We start from the raw sequence: 15,360 nt of genomic DNA on the forward strand, positions 1-15,360 counted from the left end.
AGGGGGCCGAAAATGGCGAACAACAGTGGTATGCAGGCCACGCCGCCGACGCCGGTGGACAAGACCCCGCGCACGGCACGCGGCCGGCGCACACTGCGCGCGATCCTGGACGCCGCCGCCGCCGAATTCGGCGAAAAGGGTTTCCACGACGCTTCCATCAGCGCGATCACGGCGCGGGCCGGCGTCGCGATCGGCAGCTTCTACACCTATTTCGACAGCAAGGAGGCGGTGTTCACTGCGCTCGTGCGAGATCTATCGGGTCAGGTCCGCGATTATGTCGCGCCGCGACTGGCAACCGTGGCGGACGGCTTGGCACGGGAGGAAACTGCGCTGGCGACGTTCATCGCCTTTGCCCGCACGCACAAGGAAATCTACCGGATCATCGACGAATCCGAATTCGTCGATCCGACCAGCTATCGCGAGCATTACACCAGCACGGCGGAGCGGATCCGCAGCCGGCTCGAGGCCGCGGCCGCCCGCGGGGAGATCAGCCCAGGTGCCCAGGATGTTCGGGCCTGGGCGATCATGGGCATGAATGTGTTCCTCGGCCTGCGCTACGGCGTCTGGGGAGAGGAACTCGATCCGGAGTCCGTGGCCGAGGTGGCGGGCGATCTGCTGCGGCGGGGGATCGCCCCCTGATGGATCGCGGCTGCAGCGCAGCTGCGTGTCGATCGCCGGCGGGGCCGCATGGGGTCAGCGCCGGAGCAGGAACACTGCCTGTTCCGCCCGGAAATTCGCCGCGGCTGCGCTACAGGCGCGATCGCGGTTCAGGAACCACGCGCGCTCGACGACGATGCCACGTTCGGCCACAAAAGCGCGGAAATCGTCGATCGTCAGCTGGTGGATATTCTCGGTCTCGTACCAGCTGACCGGCAACGCCGCGGTGACCGGCATCCGCCCGCCCCACATCAGGCTCCACCGCACCCGCCAATAGGCGAAATTCGGGAAGGATACGAACGCCTTGCGCCCGATCCGCAGCAGTTCTTCGAGCACCTTGTCCGGCGCGCGCGCGGTCTGCAGCGTCTGGCTCAGGATCGCATAATCGAACGCGCCATCCGGATAGAAAGCGAGATCGACATCGGCATCGCCCTGCACGACGGAAAGCCCGCGAGCGACTGCGGCGGACACGTTGGCAGCGTCGATCTCGATCCCGCGCGCATCGACCTGCCGGCGATCGCGGAGCTCGGCCATCAGCGCGCCATCGCCGCAGCCGATGTCGAGGATCCGGGATCCCGGCGAAACGCTTTCGGCGATGATCGCCAGATCGGGACGCAGGCTCATGCCTCGCCCGCTTTCAGGAAGCCGTCGACGACGCGGTCGAGTTCGGGCACGTCGAGCAGAAAGGCATCATGGCCGAACGGGGACGACAGCTCGACGAAGCTGACCGGCGCCCCAGCCGCGTTCAGCGCATGGACGATGCTGCGCAATTCTGTGGTCGGATAGAGCCAGTCGCTATCGAAGCTGACCAGGCAGAAGCGCGTCGCCGACCCGCGAAACGCATTCGCCAGGCGGCCGCTATGTTCTTCGGCCAGATCAAAATAATCCATCGCGCGGGTGATGTAGAGATAGCTGTTGGCATCGAACCGATCGACGAAGCTGATCCCCTGATGGCGCAGATAGCTTTCCACCTGGAAATCGGCATCGAAGCCGAAGCTCTTGGCGTCGCGGCCCTGCAGCCTGCGACCGAACTTTTCAGTCAGCCCCGCTTCGGACAAATAGGTGATGTGCGCCGCCATCCGCGCCACCGCCAGCCCGGCGGCGGGCGGCGTGGCATCGGCATAATAGTCGCCGCCGCGCCAGTTTGGATCGGCCATGATCGCCTGCCGCCCCACTTCGTGGAAGGCGATGTTCTGCGCGGAATGGCGCGCGGCCGACGCGATCACCACGGCGGCGCGCACCCGATCCGGAAAGGTCGCCGCCCATTGCAGCACCTGCATGCCGCCCATCGACCCGCCGACAACGGCCGCCAGCCGCTCGATACCCAGATGATCGAGCAGCATCGCCTGCGCCCGCACCATGTCGCGGATGGTGATGACCGGGAAGCGCATCGCATAGGGCATCAGGCAGGCCGGATCGATCGACGCCGGGCCTGATGATCCCATGCACGATCCGATCACATTGGCGCAGACGATGAAGTGGCGTGCGGGATCGATCGGCTTGCCCGCTCCCACCATCCGCGTCCACCAGCCGGGCTTGCCCGTGATCGGGTGGGTGCTGGCCACATGATGATCGCCGGTCAGCGCATGGCAGATCAGGATCGCGTTCGATCCGTCCGCGTTCGGCGCGCCGTAGGTTTCGTACGCGATCTCGACCGGCGACAGCGTGCCACCACCGTCCAACCGCAGCGGGCCGGGCAGCGAGACGTGGCGGGCGAGGCCGAAGCGGGCATCGTCGGTCATGGTGCGCGGCTACTGCATGGGGCGCCGCACGCGCGCAAGGTTTGGATTCCGCGGGCTGGATCGCTAAAGGCGCTGGCCATGACCGAACCGACCCCGAAGCCCTGGATCCAGGCCATCGCCCCCTATGTGCCGGGCCGTTCCACTACCGACAGCGGCGCGAAGGCGATTAAGCTTTCGTCCAACGAGAACCCGTTCGGCACCGGCCAGGCGGCGCGCGACGCTTATGAAGGCGCGGTGCGCACGCTCGACCGCTATCCAGATGCCGGCGCGACTGCGCTGCGTGAGGCGATCGCCGCGCATTACGGGCTGGATCCCGCGCGCGTGATCCACGGCACGGGGTCGGACGAGGTGCTGCACCTGGCGGCCGGCGCCTTCGCCGGCGTCGACGACGAGGTGCTGTACGTCCGCTACGGCTTCTCGGTCTACGACATCGCAGCGCGGCGGGTGGGGGCGACGCCGGTGGTGGCGCCCGATACCGACTATGCAACCGATGTCGATGCGCTGATCGCGCATGTCACGCCGCGCACTCGCGTCGTCTATCTCGCGAACCCCAACAACCCGACCGGCACCTATACCAGCCGCGCCGATATCGCCCGGCTGCATGCCGCGCTGCCCGGCGATTGCCTGCTGGTGGTGGACCAAGCCTATGCCGAATATCTTGATCCGGCGGACGACGATGGCGCGTTTGCGCTGGCGCAGATGGCGCCAAACGTGCTGGTCACGCGCACCTTTTCCAAGATCTTCGGGCTGGCGGCGGAGCGGATCGGCTGGGGCTATGGCCCGGCCGCGGTGATCGCGGCGATGCACAAGATCCGCGCGCCGTTCAACGTCACCACCGCGGGCCAGCAGGCGGCGATCGCGGCGCTCGGCGATACCGCGTTCGTGGCGCAGAGCCGCGACCATAATCGCGCATGGCTGGGCTGGTTCGAGGATGAGATGCGCCGGATCGGGCTCAATCCGGTGCCGTCGAAGGCCAATTTCTCATTGGTGCTGTTCGAAGGGCCGCTGTCTGCCGAACAAGCCTACAAGGGTTTGATGGAGCGCGGCTATATCGTGCGCTGGCTGCCGGGCCAGGGCCTGCCGCACGGCCTGCGCATCACAATCGGCACTGAAGAGGAGACGCGGGGCGTCGCCGCAGTACTCGGCGAACTCGTCGCGCAGCACAACGCCGTGCCGGCCTGATGCTGCCGTTTGCGCGCGTCACCATCATCGGGCTCGGGCTGATCGGATCGTCGATCGCGCATGCCGTGCGCCGGGCGATGCCGACAGTGCGGATCACCGGTCATGATGCCGATGGCGATGTGCGTGCGCGCGCCGACGCGCTGGGCTTCCTCGACGATATCGCGGATACGCCCGGCACTGCCGTGATCGATGCCGATCTGGTGATGCTGTGCGTGCCGGTGGGCGCGATGGGCGCGGTGGCGGAAGCGATCGCACCCGATCTGCCGGCCGATGCGATCGTCAGCGATGTCGGCGGATCTAAGGCCAGCGTGATCGCCGCGTTGCGCGCTGCGCTGCCGGATACGGTGATCGTGCCCGGCCATCCCGTCGCCGGCACCGAATTCAGCGGGCCGGAAGCCGGCTTCGCCAGCCTGTTCGACGGGCGCTGGTGCATTCTCACCCCAGATGACAGCGCACCTTCAGTCGCGGTCGAGCGGATGCGGGGCTTCTGGCAGCGCCTGGGCGCCAATGTCGAACTGATGGATGCCCGCCATCATGATCTGGTGCTGGCCGTGACCAGCCATGTGCCGCACCTGATCGCCTATTCGATCGTCGGCACCGCATCCGATCTCGAGGAGGTCACCCGCTCAGAAGTCATCAAATTCTCGGCCGGTGGTTTCCGCGATTTCACCCGCATCGCAGCCTCTGACCCGACGATGTGGCGCGATGTGTTCCTGAACAACCGTGAGGCGGTGCTGGAAATCCTGCAGCGGCTGACCGAGGACGTGACCATGCTGCAGCGCGCGATCCGCTGGGGTGATGGCGATGCGCTCTTCGATCTGTTCACCCGTACGCGGGAAATCCGCCGCTCGATCATCGATCAGGGGCAGGATGATGCGCGCCCTGATTTCGGTCGCGCGCACTGATCTCAGGCGCCGCCGGTCTCGATCCGGTTTATCTCTTCCCAGACGCGCTGCTCGGCCTCGCGGCGCGGCAGTCCGGGCGGGATCGGCGCACCGAACCGGAAGGTGATCACGCCCGGATATTTGAGGAAGCCGCGCCGGGGATAGAGCCGGCCGCTGTCGATCGCGACCGGCACGACCGGAAGGCCAAGCTGCCGATAAAGCCCCGCGAAGCCCGGCTTCAGCGCAGGCGTCTCGCCAGGCGGCACGCGCGTTCCTTCCGGAAAGATCACGATCGATCGCCCCTCGGCCTGTGCTGCGCGCGCCGCCGCCAGCATCCGCCGAAGCGCGCTCGACGATCCTTCACGATCGACCGGGATCACGCCATGACGCCGCGCCACCTTGCCCCAGCCGGGCATGTCGGCCAGCTCGCGCTTCACCACCACTGCGGGCAATTCGATCAGCACCAGCATCTCTAGGGTCTCGTACATCGACTGATGCTTGGCGGCGATCAGTGCGGTCCCGGTCGGCAGCGTGCCTTCGACGCGGGTCTCGATGCCCAGGATATGGCGCGCGCACCAGCGGTGATAGCGCGCCCAGCGTTCGGCATGATCGCGCACCGCCTTGTCGCTGAACGATGCGATCGCCAGCGCGATCAGCACGGCCCCGATCGATCCGAGGTAGAACAGGATCGTGAACAGCAGCGAGCGCAGGAAGATCATCACAGCCCCAATGGCGCGGTCAGCCGGCGCAGTAGATATTTGGTATATTCGGTCGTCAGCAGCAGTAGCCCGGGTTCCCCCGGTACCGCATCGGGCACCAAAGTCACGCCTGCGGGCAGCATGCGCGCCACTTCATAACGGGCACGCGGCATGTGCCAGCCATTGGTGATCAGCCGGATCGACCGATAATTGCCGCGTCGCACCCAGTCGGCGGTCTCCTCGGCATTGGTGCGGGTATCGACCGACTCGCGGCCAAGATCCACGCGCGCCGCCACCAACGCCGGATCGACACGATATTCGGCGGCCAGCTCGGCCAGTCGCACGCGCCGGTCGGCACCGGAAACCAGCATCCGTTTCGCACGACCTTGGCCCAATAGTGCCAGGCCGCGCGGCACGCGCCCGGGCCCGCCCGTCACCACAACGATTGCATCGGTCGCGCCATCACCCGCCGGGCCCGGCAGCGTGACTGCGAACAGCGCGAAGCCCAGCAGGTAGATCAGCGCCGCCGCCGCCGCGATCCGCGCGATCACAGGATCTGCCTCAGCGCAGTCACGACCGTCCAGCGCGCGGCCAGCATCGCCAGCAGCGTGCCGGCCAGCGGCAGCGCCGCCAGTGCGACCCAGGCGGCGGGCGGCAGCGCGATCGATCCGATCAGCTCGGATCCCAGTCGCGCCACCTGCGCGCCCAGCGCCACGATCACCAGCACCGCCAGCCCCAGCCCCAGCAGGCTGCCGAACAGCGCGTCGAGCGCAATCCGCCGCTGGAACAGGCGGGCGATCTGCAGGTCGGTCGCGCCCAGCAGGTGCATCACGTCGATCGTCGCACGGTGGGTATTCAGCGCCGCCCGCGCCGCCAGCACGACCGTGAAGCCGGTCGCCGCCGCCATCAGCACCACCAGCCCCACCGCCAGCCATTTCAGCGCGGCGATCAGCCCTGCCAACGGCGCGAGCGTGGTTGCATGGTCGTCGATCCGCGCTGCGGGCGCGGCGTCGCGGATCAACGCCGAGATCCGCTGGCGTTGCGCCGGATCGGCCAGGTCGACGTCGATCATCGCCGGCAGCGGCAGCTCGCGCCCCAACCCCTCCGCCCCCAGCCACGGCGCCACCATCGCCTCGAGTTCCGCATCGGGAACGCGGTCTGCGCGACGCACGGCGGGATCGCGCGCGAGGCGCGAGACGATCGCGTTGGTCTGCCGCTGGCGCACGGCAGGATCGGCGGCCACGATCTGCACGGTCAGTCGCTCTGCCAGATCCGATCCCAGCCCACGCGCGGCGTGGCCCAGCCCCAGTCCGCCGGCAGCGGCAAGCGCAGTTAGGAACATCATGATCGCGATCACCAGCGGCATCGGGCCGGCGATCCGGCCTTCGGGCAGCAGGCGGCGATCGGCGGCGGCAGGGCCGAAGGCGAATTTCATGGCGCCGCCGTCGCGCGTGGCGGCGGATAACGCAAGGCGCCGGTGGGATCGGACAGCCGCCCGCGATCGAGCCGCATCATCTCCGCATTGCCGACCCGGCTGAGCAGATGGATGTCGTGGGTGGCGACCACCACGGTGGTGCCGAGCTTGTTCAGCGCATCGAACAGGTGGAGCAGCCGGCTCGCCATCTCGGGATCGACATTGCCGGTCGGCTCGTCCGCCACCAGGATCTCGGGCCGGCCGATCACCGCGCGCGCGATCGCCACGCGCTGCTGTTCGCCGCCGGAAAGCGTCGCGGGTCGCGCGGTCGCGCGCGCCGACAGGCCAACCCAAGCCAGCATCTCGCGCACCGGCGTCTCCAGATCGGCCTCCTCGACACCCGCCACCCGCAGCGGCAGCGCGATATTGTCGAACGCGGAGAGATAGGGGACGAGCCGGAAATCCTGGAACACCACGCCGATGCGGCGGCGGAATCCGGGCATCCGCGTGCGCGGCAGCGTCACGACATCTTCACCAAACAGGCGGATCAGCCCGCGGCTGGGGCGCTGGGCGAGATAGAGGAGCTTGAGCAGCGATGTCTTGCCCGCACCGGACGGCCCGGTCAGGAAATAGAAGGCCCCGGGAGCCAGGCTGAAGCTGATGTCCGACAGCGTTTCCGCCCCGGTGCCGTAGCGCAGGCCGACATTTTCGAACTGCACGATGGTCGACACCGCGCTCCTCCCTCTTCGGCCCCAGGCGCCTTGCACGGCTGCCGCCATGGCAGCAACCGCGCCCGCTCACCCTTGCGGCTTGCATCGGGCGGCGACAAGATGCTTAGTCGCAGCCATCCGGCATCCGCCGGGCGACCAGGCTATCCGGAACGCGATGATCCTCTCCTGCCCAGCCTGCCAGACCCGTTATCTGGTTCCCGATGCGGCGATCGGGCCGAATGGCCGTCAGGTGCGCTGCGCATCGTGCCGCCACAGTTGGTTCGAAGGCCCACCGGTGCTCGATCTCGCTCCCCGCATCGAGCCCAGCGAGGCGGATTCGGGTGCGGTGCCGATCCCGCCGCCGATGCCGCCGATGTTCGCCGAGGAACCCCCTGTCGCAGTGGCGGACGCCGGGCCGGTGGACGACCCGGATTTCCGCCCCCGCCGCAATCCGGCGAAGCTGTGGACGATCGCTGCGGTGGCGACGGCCGTGCTGCTGCTGGCGGCGCTGGGCGCTGTAATGGCGTTCGGCTCACCGGCGCTGCTTGCACAGCTCGGCCTGCCGGTCAGTCAGGCCGTGAAGCTCGATATCGTCGGCGATGCCAGCCGGCGCACGATGGAATCGGGCAACGAGTTGCTGGAGGTGAAGGGCCGCATCACCAACCCCACCGATGGCGCGCAACCCGTGCCTGACATTCGCGCCGAGTTGCGCGACGCCTCGGGCCGCACCGTCTACAGCTGGACGATCGCGCGGCCGGTCGATCGGCTGCCGGCGGGCGGCACCGCCGATTTCGACAGCGCCGCGGTCGATGTGCCGCGTGGTGCGTCCGCGCTCAACCTCAGCTTTGCCGATCGCGTCGCGAACTGATCGGGCGGACAGGGCTTGCATATCGGGATCCTCACCGGCGGCGGTGACGTGCCGGGGCTCAATCCCTGCATCCGATCGATCACGCTTTCGGCGATCGATCTCGGCTGGCGCGTGACCGGCTTCCGCCGTGGCTGGCAGGGTTTCCTGGCGATCGATCCCACCGATCCGGCCACCATCGCCGCCAACAGCCGCCCGCTGGATCGCGAAGCCGTGCGCGGCATCGATCGGATGGGCGGCACCATCCTCCACACGTCGCGCGCCGATCCGCGCACCGTGCCCGGTGGCGATCGCACCGCGCATGTCCTGCACGTGCTCGATCGGCTCGGTGTCGATGCGCTGATCACCTTGGGCGGCGATGGCACGCTGCGTTTCTCGGCGCATCTGTCGGCGCAGGGCTTCCCCGTCGTCTCGATCCCCAAGACGATGGACAATGACGTTTTCGGCACCGATTATTGCATCGGTTTCTCGACCGCCGTCAGCCGCTCGGTCGAGGCGATCAACGCGCTGCGCACCACGATCGAGAGCCACGAGCGGATCGGTGTCGTCGAACTGTTCGGCCGGCGATCCGGTGAGACGGCGCTGCTGGCGGGGTTTCTGGCGCAGGTCGATCGCACCGTGATCGCCGAGGTGCCGGTCGATCTCGACCGGCTGGTGCCGCTGCTTGCCGCCGACAAGAAGTCACGGCCCGCCGCTTACGCGGTCTGCGTGATTTCGGAAGGCGCCGACATCGCGGGCGAGGCGGATACGCCCGACGCGGATCTCTCGCGTCCCGCAACGCAGCGCGCGATGGTCGGCGTCGGCCAGCGGCTCGCCAAGGAGATCGAGGCGCGCACCGGCCACGGTACCGTGGTTCAGGAACTGGCCTATCTGATGCGCGCGGGCGAACCCGATGCGTTGGATCGGATGGTCGGGTTCGCGTTCGGCGGCCTCGCGGTGCAGCTGATCCAGCAGCACGCAACTGGCCAGATGGTGGCGCTGAAGGGCGGCAATTATGCGCGGGTGCCGATCGATACCTTGCTGGGTGGCACCAAGACAGTCGATGTCGGCGGGCTATACGATGCCGATGCCTATCGCGCCCGGCTGATGACGGTCGAGGGCATGCCGATGTTCCTCTATTGAGGCGTTGCGGGGGCGGATATGCTCTGCTAGGGGCCTGCGCCTGCCAGCGCCCCGGCATCCGCCAGGGCCCTTCTCGATGTGCGGTCGTGGCGGAACTGGTAGACGCGCAACGTTGAGGTCGTTGTGGCCGAAAGGCCGTGGAAGTTCGAGTCTTCTCGACCGCACCATCGAAACCGTGCGGCGGGCCTTGTCGGGGCCGCCGTTCGCTGCCATCCGGCGGATATGCCGGACCTTTTCAGTTTTGGGGCCAGCCGGGCGTGAGAGCCGGGGGCGAACTCGGGCGACGGGTCGAGGCGTTGGATTGGGGGGCGACGCCGCTCGGCCCGCGCGATCAATGGCCGACGGCGCTGCGCGTCGTCACCCAGATGATGCTGCGATCGCAGTTCGGGATGTTCCTGATCTGGGGGCCGCACCGGATCATGATCTACAACGATGCCTATGCCACGCTGCTGGGCAAGCGCCATCCGGCGGCGCTCGGCCAGCCGTTCGAAGCAGTCTGGCCCGAGATCCTGGCGGAGACGATGCCGCTGATCGAGGGCGTCTATGCGGGCGAGCCGAGCTTTTTCGAGCGGCTGCCGCTGCGCGTGACCCGTAACGACGTTCCGGAGGACACCAGCTTCACCTTCTCCTATTCGCCGATCGAGGATGACGACGGATCGATCGGTGGCATGTTCTGCGCCACTTACGAAACGACCTCGATCGACCGCAGCGAGGAGGAGTTGCGCGCTACGCGCGATCGGCTGCTGCTGGCCGGCCGCGCGACCAGTGATGCGATCTGGGACTGGGATCTGCGTGCCGATCACGTCACCTGGAACGAGGCGCTGGAGGAAGCCTATGGCCACCGCCTCGACGAGATCGGCCTCGACGGGGCCTGGTGGCTGGCGCAGATTCATCCCGACGACCGCGAACGGGTCGATCACGACATTCATGCGGTGATCGACGGCGGCGGCACCAACTGGACCAGCGAATATCGCTTCCGCCGCGCCGACGGCAGCTATGCCGACGTGCTGGATCGCGGCTACATGCTGCGCGATCCCGAAGGCGAACCCGTGCGGATGATCGGAGCGATGCTCGATCTGTCGGGAACCAAGAAGGCTGAACGGGCCTTGGCGGCCAGCAATGCCGCCGTCGCCGAGAGCGAGGCCCGGCTGCAGGGGATCACCGATTCGGTCGATCAGATGATCTGGTCGACCCGGCCCGACGGCTTCCACGACTATTACAACCGGCGCTGGTACGAATTTACCGGCGTACCCTATGGATCGACGGACGGCGAGGAATGGAACGGCATGTTCCATCCCGATGACCAGGAGCGCGCCTGGGCGACCTGGCAGCATTCACTGGCGACCGGCGAGACCTATCATATCGAATATCGTCTGCGCCATCACAGCGGCCTGTATCGCTGGGTGCTGGGCCGGGCGCAGCCGGTGCGCGACGAGGCAGGTGCGATCATGCGCTGGTTCGGCACCTGCACCGATATCGAGGAGATGGTGGCCGCCCGCGAGGAACTGGCGCGCTCGCGGATGACGCTGGAGGAGCAGGTTGCCGAGCGGACGGCCGATCTGGCACGCGCGCTGGATCAGCTGCGCCAGGAAGCCGAGCAGCGTGAGCAGGTCGAGCAGGCCCTGCGGCAAGCGCAGAAAATGGAAGCCGTCGGCCAGCTTACCGGCGGGATCGCGCATGATTTCAACAATCTGCTGACGATCATCACGGGTAATATCGATCTGGTCGGCCGCAGGCTCGGCGACGATGCCGATCCCCGGCTGCGCCGCGCGGTGGACAATGCGTTGAAGGGTGCGGATCGCGCCGCATCGCTGACCCAGCGGCTGCTGGCCTTCTCGCGTCGCCAGCCGCTGCAGCCGAAGCCGACCGACGTCAACCGCCTGATTTCCGGCATGGCCGATCTCCTCACCCGTGCGCTGGGCGAGCTCGTCGCGCTGGAAACCGTCGCCGGGGCCGGGCTGTGGACGGTCGATGTCGATCCGCACCAGCTGGAAAGCGCGCTGGTGAACCTGTGCGTGAACGCGCGCGACGCGATGCCCCAGGGCGGCCGACTGACGATCGAGACCAGCAATGCGATGATCGACGACAATTACGCCGCCAGCCATGCGGAGATCGGCCCTGGCCGCTATGTGCTGATCAGCGTCACGGATACCGGATCCGGCATGGATGCCGATACGATCGCGCGCGCGTTCGATCCCTTCTTCACCACCAAGGAAGTGGGCAAGGGCACAGGCCTCGGCCTCTCGATGGTCTATGGCTTCGTCAAGCAGTCCGGCGGCCATGTGAAGCTCTATTCGGAGCCCGGACACGGCACCACGGTGCGCATCTATTTGCCGCGCCTGGCAGGCGATGCCAGCGTGATCGATGACGGCGTCGCGGCGGAAGGCGAGCGCGGCAGCCGCGACGAGACGATCCTGGTGGTGGAGGACGATGCCGAGGTACGTGCCTATACCGTCGATACGCTGCGCGATCTGGGCTATCACGTGATCGAAGCCGCTGACGGGGCGGAAGCACTGCGGCTGCTGGCGCGCGAGGCCCGGGTCCACCTGTTGCTGACCGATGTCGTGATGCCCGGGATGACCGGCCGCGAGCTGGCCGATCGTGCCCGCACTGCCGATCCGCAGCTGCGCGTCCTGTTCACCTCGGGCTACCCGCGCAACGCCATCGTCCATGGTGGGCGGCTTGAATCGGGCGTCTCGTTCCTGGCCAAGCCGTTCAGCTATGGCGCGCTGGCGACGCGCGTGCGCGACGTCCTGGATCGTCGCGATCTGCGCCGCGTGCTGATCGTCGATCCCGATCCGGGCGCGGCGGAGCGCACGGCCATTCAGATCGGGCGGCTCGGTTTCACCAGCGATGTTTCCCGCAATACTGCCGAGGCGCTCGCGCGTCTGCGCGCCAGCAACGGCCGCTTCGACGCGGCGTTGATCTCGGATCATGCCGCGCTCGGCAAGGTCGAGGGGCTGGTCGCCGAACTCCACGCCATTCGGGACGATCTGCCGGTGCTGATCGCCTGCGATACGCACGGGCCAGCCCTGCGCGATCATTACCGCGGGCATCTGTGCGTCGGGGTGATCGATCGGCCGGTGCCCGACACCCTGTTGACGACTGCGCTGCTGGCGCTGTCGATACGTTGCGCGGGCGGTGACGAGAACGACGTCTAGACGGCCTCGCCCGCGGCGCGTCCGCTGGCCCAGGCCCATTGGAAATTATAGCCGCCCAGCCAGCCGGTGACGTCCACCGCTTCGCCGATCGCATAGAGGCCGGGCACGGCGGTCGCTTCCATCGTGCGGGACGAAATACCGCGCGTATCGATCCCGCCGGCCGTGACTTCGGCCTTGGCGAATCCTTCGCTGCCATTGGGGATGAACGGCCAGCCGTTCAGCATGGCGCCCGCCGCCTGCAGCGCGCGATCGGTCAGCCCCGCCAGCGACCCACCAAGGCCGAGCCGATCCGCCGCCAGCTGCGCCAGCCGGCCGGGCAGCCATTCGGCCAGCAGCGTGCGTGCCTCGATCCGCGGGCGGGCGCGCTTGGCGGCGTGCAGCAGCGCGGGCGCGTCGCCACTTGGCAGCATGTCGATCAGGATCGGCTGGCCATGACGCCAATAGCTGCTGGCCTGCAGGATCGCCGGGCCGGACAGGCCGCGATGCGTGAACAGGCTGGCCTCCCGGAAGCGCGTCTTGCCGGCCGATACGATCGAATCGAAGGCGACGCCGGCCAGATCGCGGAATGCCAGCCCGTCATGGCCCAGCGTCAACGGCACCAGCGCAGGCCGCGGCTCGACCACTTTCAGCCCGAACCGCCGTGCCAGATCATAGGCGAAGCCGGTCGCGCCCATCTTCGGGATCGATGGCCCGCCGGTCGCGATCACCAGCGCCGCCGCGGAAAAGTCGTGCCCGCCGCTCCGCACCCGGAACAGCGTGTCACGATCGACCGCGTCGATCGGCGTGGCGCAGCGAAGTTCGACCGCACCCTTCTCGCATTCATCGACCAGCATCGCCACGATCTGTCGCGCCGATCCGTCGCAGAACAGCTGGCCGAGCGTCTTTTCATGCCAGGCGATCCCATGCGCCTCGACCAGCGCCAGGAAGTCGGCGGGCGTGTAGCGGTCCAGCGCCGATTTCGCGAAATGGGGGTTGGCCGAGATGAATCGATCGGGTGCCGTGCCGATATTCGTGAAATTGCAGCGGCCCCCGCCCGAGATCAGGATTTTCTTGCCGGGCCTGTCGGCATGGTCCAGCAGCAGCACGCGGCGCCCGCGCTGGCCCGCGGTCGCGGCGCACATCAGGCCCGCGGCACCCGCTCCCAGAACGATGACGTCATGCGTGGCGGCCGTCACAGGCCCTCGCCACCCACCCAATGCGCGTTGGAAAGCTTACGGGCGAGCGTCCAGGTCTGCACCCGGATGTCGGGCACTGCCACGATCTCCCAGAATGCGCCCCGCGTCATCGGCCCCAGCGCGAACAGCCGATCGGATGCGGTGCCGTCGCTGCCGATCAGCCGCGCCTGCATGTCAACGTCCAGCCCCAGCCTGAACCGGTCGGGCCGGATCAGGCCGCGCGTCGCCAGCCGGGTCAGCAGCGGCTCCTCGCTGCGCGCAAGATCGCCCTGCGGCCCGGAACAGTTCACGATCCGCCGTACGTCCATCGTCTCGATCGCATCACCGCCGCGCGGCCGCCACGTCACCCGCGCGCCGCGCCCCTGGGGCTCGGCCGCCAGCAGCGTGCCGGCGACCACATCGAGCCGCCCGCCTGCCCGGAGCGCCGAGATTCGCGCATCGACGATCGGGGCCAGCCGGTGCCGATGCACATCCCACCAAGGGCGCAGATGGCGCAGGAAGCGGGCCCGTTCGGCAGGCTCGGCCGCCAGCCACATGTCCTGGGTGTAGGGCCGCAGCTCGTCCACTGCACTGCGCCAGCCGATCAGCCGCGCCCGCGCCCGTACCGCGCGCAGCAGCGCGGTCGCGGTCAGCGGTGGTCGCTCGCTCAACCCGCGCGGCGCGGCCTGGCCATGGGCGCGCGGCACCAGACCGCGTCGCGACATCGCGATCATCTGCCCGCCGAAGCCGTTCGCCTCCAGCAGCAGCGCGACATCGATCATCGTCAATCCGGTGCCGATCGCCAGCACCCGATCGCCATCCTCCAGCCCTGCGGTGATGTCTGCGCGCCACGGATCCGGGGCATAGACGTCCGCCCCCAGCCGCGCGGCGGCGATTCCGGCCGGCTCGTGCGGGCGCAGATTGCCCATCGCCAGCACTGCGGCATCGGCAGTGATCGTGCTGCCATCGTCGAGGGCCAGCGCCACGCCATCCGCGCACTGCTCGACATCGATCACGTCACCCTGCACGATCCGCAGCCGATCGGGATCGCGTGCGACCGTCTCGGCCAGCAGCGCCGCCAGATAGTCGCCATAGACCAGCCGGGGTACGAAGCCGTCCGCATCGAGCCCCTGCTTGGCCAGCCACATCCGGAAATGATCGGGCTGGTCGGGCAGCGCGCTCATCCGATCAGCGCGCACGTTCAGCAGATGATCGGGGTGCGCGGCCGAATAGGCCACGCCGCGCGCCACCGCGCCGCGCCGTTCGATCAGCGTTGCGCGCGGGCCATCGTGGCGCAGCAGGTTGATGGCCTGCAGTGCGCCGGAAAAGCCGGCTCCGATGATGGCGACGTGGCGGATCATCGCCTGTGTCTAGGGATAGAGGTCAGTCAGCGCGCCCTAGATTTCATATTCGATCTGCCAGCTCGGCTCCTGCCAGCCGGCGCGCAGGCTCGGCTGGCGCGCGGCCATGATGCCGTGCAGTCGCTTGACCGCGCGGCTCGCGGTGTGGGGGAATAGCGCGGGGACGAAGGCGTGAACGATGCAGGCCAGCCCGCCGCCGATCATGATCGCACCGAACCGACCCGCCGTCACGAAATGCTCGACAAAGCTTTCGCCGATGCTGCGCGGATGGGAAAGGAACAATCTGTCGAACATCACGCGCGTCTCCAAGGCGATCGCCCGCCATGATAGCGGCAAAAGTCGCGCAAGACGACCGCCGATCCCGAATGGCTCGACTTGGACGCCGGGACGTTCGACAAGGAGAGTTGTCC

At 68.0% G+C, this 15,360-nt stretch carries 15 protein-coding genes and 1 tRNA gene; 7 read left to right on the forward strand and 9 right to left on the reverse strand.

The annotated features are described in order from the left end of the window. Positions 1-12 precede the first annotated feature (12 nt). On the forward strand, positions 13-639 hold the full coding sequence (locus ABC347_RS13445) for a TetR/AcrR family transcriptional regulator (RefSeq protein WP_413246229.1): 627 nt from the start codon (positions 13-15) through the stop codon (positions 637-639). 54 nt (positions 640-693) lie between these two features. Here the strand turns inward: ABC347_RS13445 and metW are convergent, their stop codons facing one another. Together metW and metX are read right to left on the reverse strand one after the other, a co-directional pair. Then, entirely contained in the window at positions 694-1,281 is a 588-nt protein-coding gene (gene metW, locus ABC347_RS13450) for a methionine biosynthesis protein MetW (RefSeq protein ID WP_413246230.1), read from the reverse strand. Continuing rightward, a complete protein-coding gene (gene metX, locus ABC347_RS13455) occupies positions 1,278-2,399 on the reverse strand; it encodes a homoserine O-acetyltransferase MetX (protein ID WP_413246231.1) in 1,122 nt (373 codons plus the stop codon). The genes metW and metX overlap by 4 nt, the downstream gene beginning before the upstream one ends. Before the next feature lie 78 nt (positions 2,400-2,477). Between metX and hisC the strand changes: the two genes are divergently transcribed. Both hisC and ABC347_RS13465 read left to right on the forward strand, forming a co-directional pair. Next, complete coding sequence (gene hisC / locus ABC347_RS13460) at positions 2,478-3,581, forward strand: histidinol-phosphate transaminase (protein ID WP_413246232.1); 1,104 nt, start codon at positions 2,478-2,480, stop codon at positions 3,579-3,581. After that, entirely contained in the window at positions 3,581-4,486 is a 906-nt protein-coding gene (locus ABC347_RS13465) for a prephenate/arogenate dehydrogenase family protein (RefSeq protein ID WP_413246233.1), read from the forward strand. The genes hisC and ABC347_RS13465 overlap by 1 nt, the downstream gene beginning before the upstream one ends. A 2-nt stretch (positions 4,487-4,488) precedes the next feature. Here the strand turns inward: ABC347_RS13465 and ABC347_RS13470 are convergent, their stop codons facing one another. From ABC347_RS13470 to ftsE, 4 genes are read right to left on the reverse strand one after another with little or no spacing between them, the layout of a single operon-like run. Continuing rightward, the gene (locus ABC347_RS13470; RefSeq protein WP_413246234.1) at positions 4,489-5,184 is read right to left on the reverse strand and encodes a lysophospholipid acyltransferase family protein; all 696 of its coding nucleotides are present in this window, start codon (positions 5,182-5,184) and stop codon (positions 4,489-4,491) included. Then, the gene (locus tag ABC347_RS13475; protein WP_413246235.1) at positions 5,184-5,714 is read right to left on the reverse strand and encodes a YdcF family protein; all 531 of its coding nucleotides are present in this window, start codon (positions 5,712-5,714) and stop codon (positions 5,184-5,186) included. The genes ABC347_RS13470 and ABC347_RS13475 overlap by 1 nt, the downstream gene beginning before the upstream one ends. Next, on the reverse strand, positions 5,711-6,598 hold the full coding sequence (locus tag ABC347_RS13480) for a cell division protein FtsX (protein WP_413246236.1): 888 nt from the start codon (positions 6,596-6,598) through the stop codon (positions 5,711-5,713). Before ABC347_RS13480 ends, ABC347_RS13475 begins: the two co-directional genes overlap by 4 nt. Continuing rightward, positions 6,595-7,308, reverse strand: coding sequence for a cell division ATP-binding protein FtsE (gene ftsE, locus ABC347_RS13485; protein ID WP_413246237.1), 714 nt, complete (start codon positions 7,306-7,308; stop codon positions 6,595-6,597). Before ftsE ends, ABC347_RS13480 begins: the two co-directional genes overlap by 4 nt. A gap of 154 nt (positions 7,309-7,462) precedes the next feature. On the opposite strand from ftsE, the gene ABC347_RS13490 reads away from it, so the two are divergent. The 4 genes from ABC347_RS13490 (at position 7,463) to ABC347_RS13505 (ending at position 12,435) form a co-directional block, all read left to right on the forward strand. Beyond that, the gene (locus ABC347_RS13490) at positions 7,463-8,155 is read left to right on the forward strand and encodes a zinc-ribbon domain-containing protein (protein WP_413246238.1); all 693 of its coding nucleotides are present in this window, start codon (positions 7,463-7,465) and stop codon (positions 8,153-8,155) included. Positions 8,156-8,170: 15 nt separating this feature from the next. Further along, positions 8,171-9,274 (forward strand): 6-phosphofructokinase, encoded by a 1,104-nt coding sequence (locus tag ABC347_RS13495; protein WP_413246239.1) that lies wholly within the window; start codon positions 8,171-8,173, stop codon positions 9,272-9,274. A gap of 80 nt (positions 9,275-9,354) precedes the next feature. After that, positions 9,355-9,441: transfer RNA gene (locus ABC347_RS13500), tRNA-Leu, on the forward strand. Positions 9,442-9,531: 90 nt separating this feature from the next. Beyond that, the gene (locus tag ABC347_RS13505; protein ID WP_413246240.1) at positions 9,532-12,435 is read left to right on the forward strand and encodes a PAS domain-containing protein; all 2,904 of its coding nucleotides are present in this window, start codon (positions 9,532-9,534) and stop codon (positions 12,433-12,435) included. Here ABC347_RS13505 and ABC347_RS13510 read toward each other — a convergent pair. From ABC347_RS13510 to ABC347_RS13520, 3 genes are read right to left on the reverse strand one after another with little or no spacing between them, the layout of a single operon-like run. Next, on the reverse strand, positions 12,432-13,610 hold the full coding sequence (locus ABC347_RS13510) for a BaiN/RdsA family NAD(P)/FAD-dependent oxidoreductase (RefSeq protein ID WP_413246241.1): 1,179 nt from the start codon (positions 13,608-13,610) through the stop codon (positions 12,432-12,434). The genes ABC347_RS13505 and ABC347_RS13510 overlap by 4 nt on opposite strands. Then, on the reverse strand, positions 13,607-14,950 hold the full coding sequence (locus ABC347_RS13515) for an FAD/NAD(P)-binding protein (RefSeq protein ID WP_413246242.1): 1,344 nt from the start codon (positions 14,948-14,950) through the stop codon (positions 13,607-13,609). Before ABC347_RS13515 ends, ABC347_RS13510 begins: the two co-directional genes overlap by 4 nt. Positions 14,951-14,986: 36 nt before the next feature. Further along, a complete protein-coding gene (locus ABC347_RS13520; protein WP_413246243.1) occupies positions 14,987-15,244 on the reverse strand; it encodes a DUF6356 family protein in 258 nt (85 codons plus the stop codon). Positions 15,245-15,360 lie beyond the last annotated feature (116 nt).

This window comes from Sphingomonas canaveralia, from assembly GCF_047238125.1.
In the GTDB taxonomy this organism is placed as follows: Bacteria; Pseudomonadota; Alphaproteobacteria; order Sphingomonadales; family Sphingomonadaceae; genus JBDFMH01.

What these genes read in the sequence shown, in the direction of transcription:
- ABC347_RS13445 (WP_413246229.1), top strand. Translation starts at nt 13, where the DNA reads ATGGCGAACAACAGTGGTATGCAGGCCACGCCGCCGACGCCGGTGGAC.
- metW (WP_413246230.1), bottom strand. Translation starts at nt 1,281, where the DNA reads ATGAGCCTGCGTCCCGATCTGGCGATCATCGCCGAAAGCGTTTCGCCG.
- metX (WP_413246231.1), bottom strand. Translation starts at nt 2,399, where the DNA reads ATGACCGACGATGCCCGCTTCGGCCTCGCCCGCCACGTCTCGCTGCCC.
- hisC (WP_413246232.1), top strand. Translation starts at nt 2,478, where the DNA reads ATGACCGAACCGACCCCGAAGCCCTGGATCCAGGCCATCGCCCCCTAT.
- ABC347_RS13465 (WP_413246233.1), top strand. Translation starts at nt 3,581, where the DNA reads ATGCTGCCGTTTGCGCGCGTCACCATCATCGGGCTCGGGCTGATCGGA.
- ABC347_RS13470 (WP_413246234.1), bottom strand. Translation starts at nt 5,184, where the DNA reads ATGATCTTCCTGCGCTCGCTGCTGTTCACGATCCTGTTCTACCTCGGA.
- ABC347_RS13480 (WP_413246236.1), bottom strand. Translation starts at nt 6,598, where the DNA reads ATGAAATTCGCCTTCGGCCCTGCCGCCGCCGATCGCCGCCTGCTGCCC.
- ABC347_RS13490 (WP_413246238.1), top strand. Translation starts at nt 7,463, where the DNA reads ATGATCCTCTCCTGCCCAGCCTGCCAGACCCGTTATCTGGTTCCCGAT.
- ABC347_RS13515 (WP_413246242.1), bottom strand. Translation starts at nt 14,950, where the DNA reads ATGATCCGCCACGTCGCCATCATCGGAGCCGGCTTTTCCGGCGCACTG.
- ABC347_RS13520 (WP_413246243.1), bottom strand. Translation starts at nt 15,244, where the DNA reads ATGTTCGACAGATTGTTCCTTTCCCATCCGCGCAGCATCGGCGAAAGC.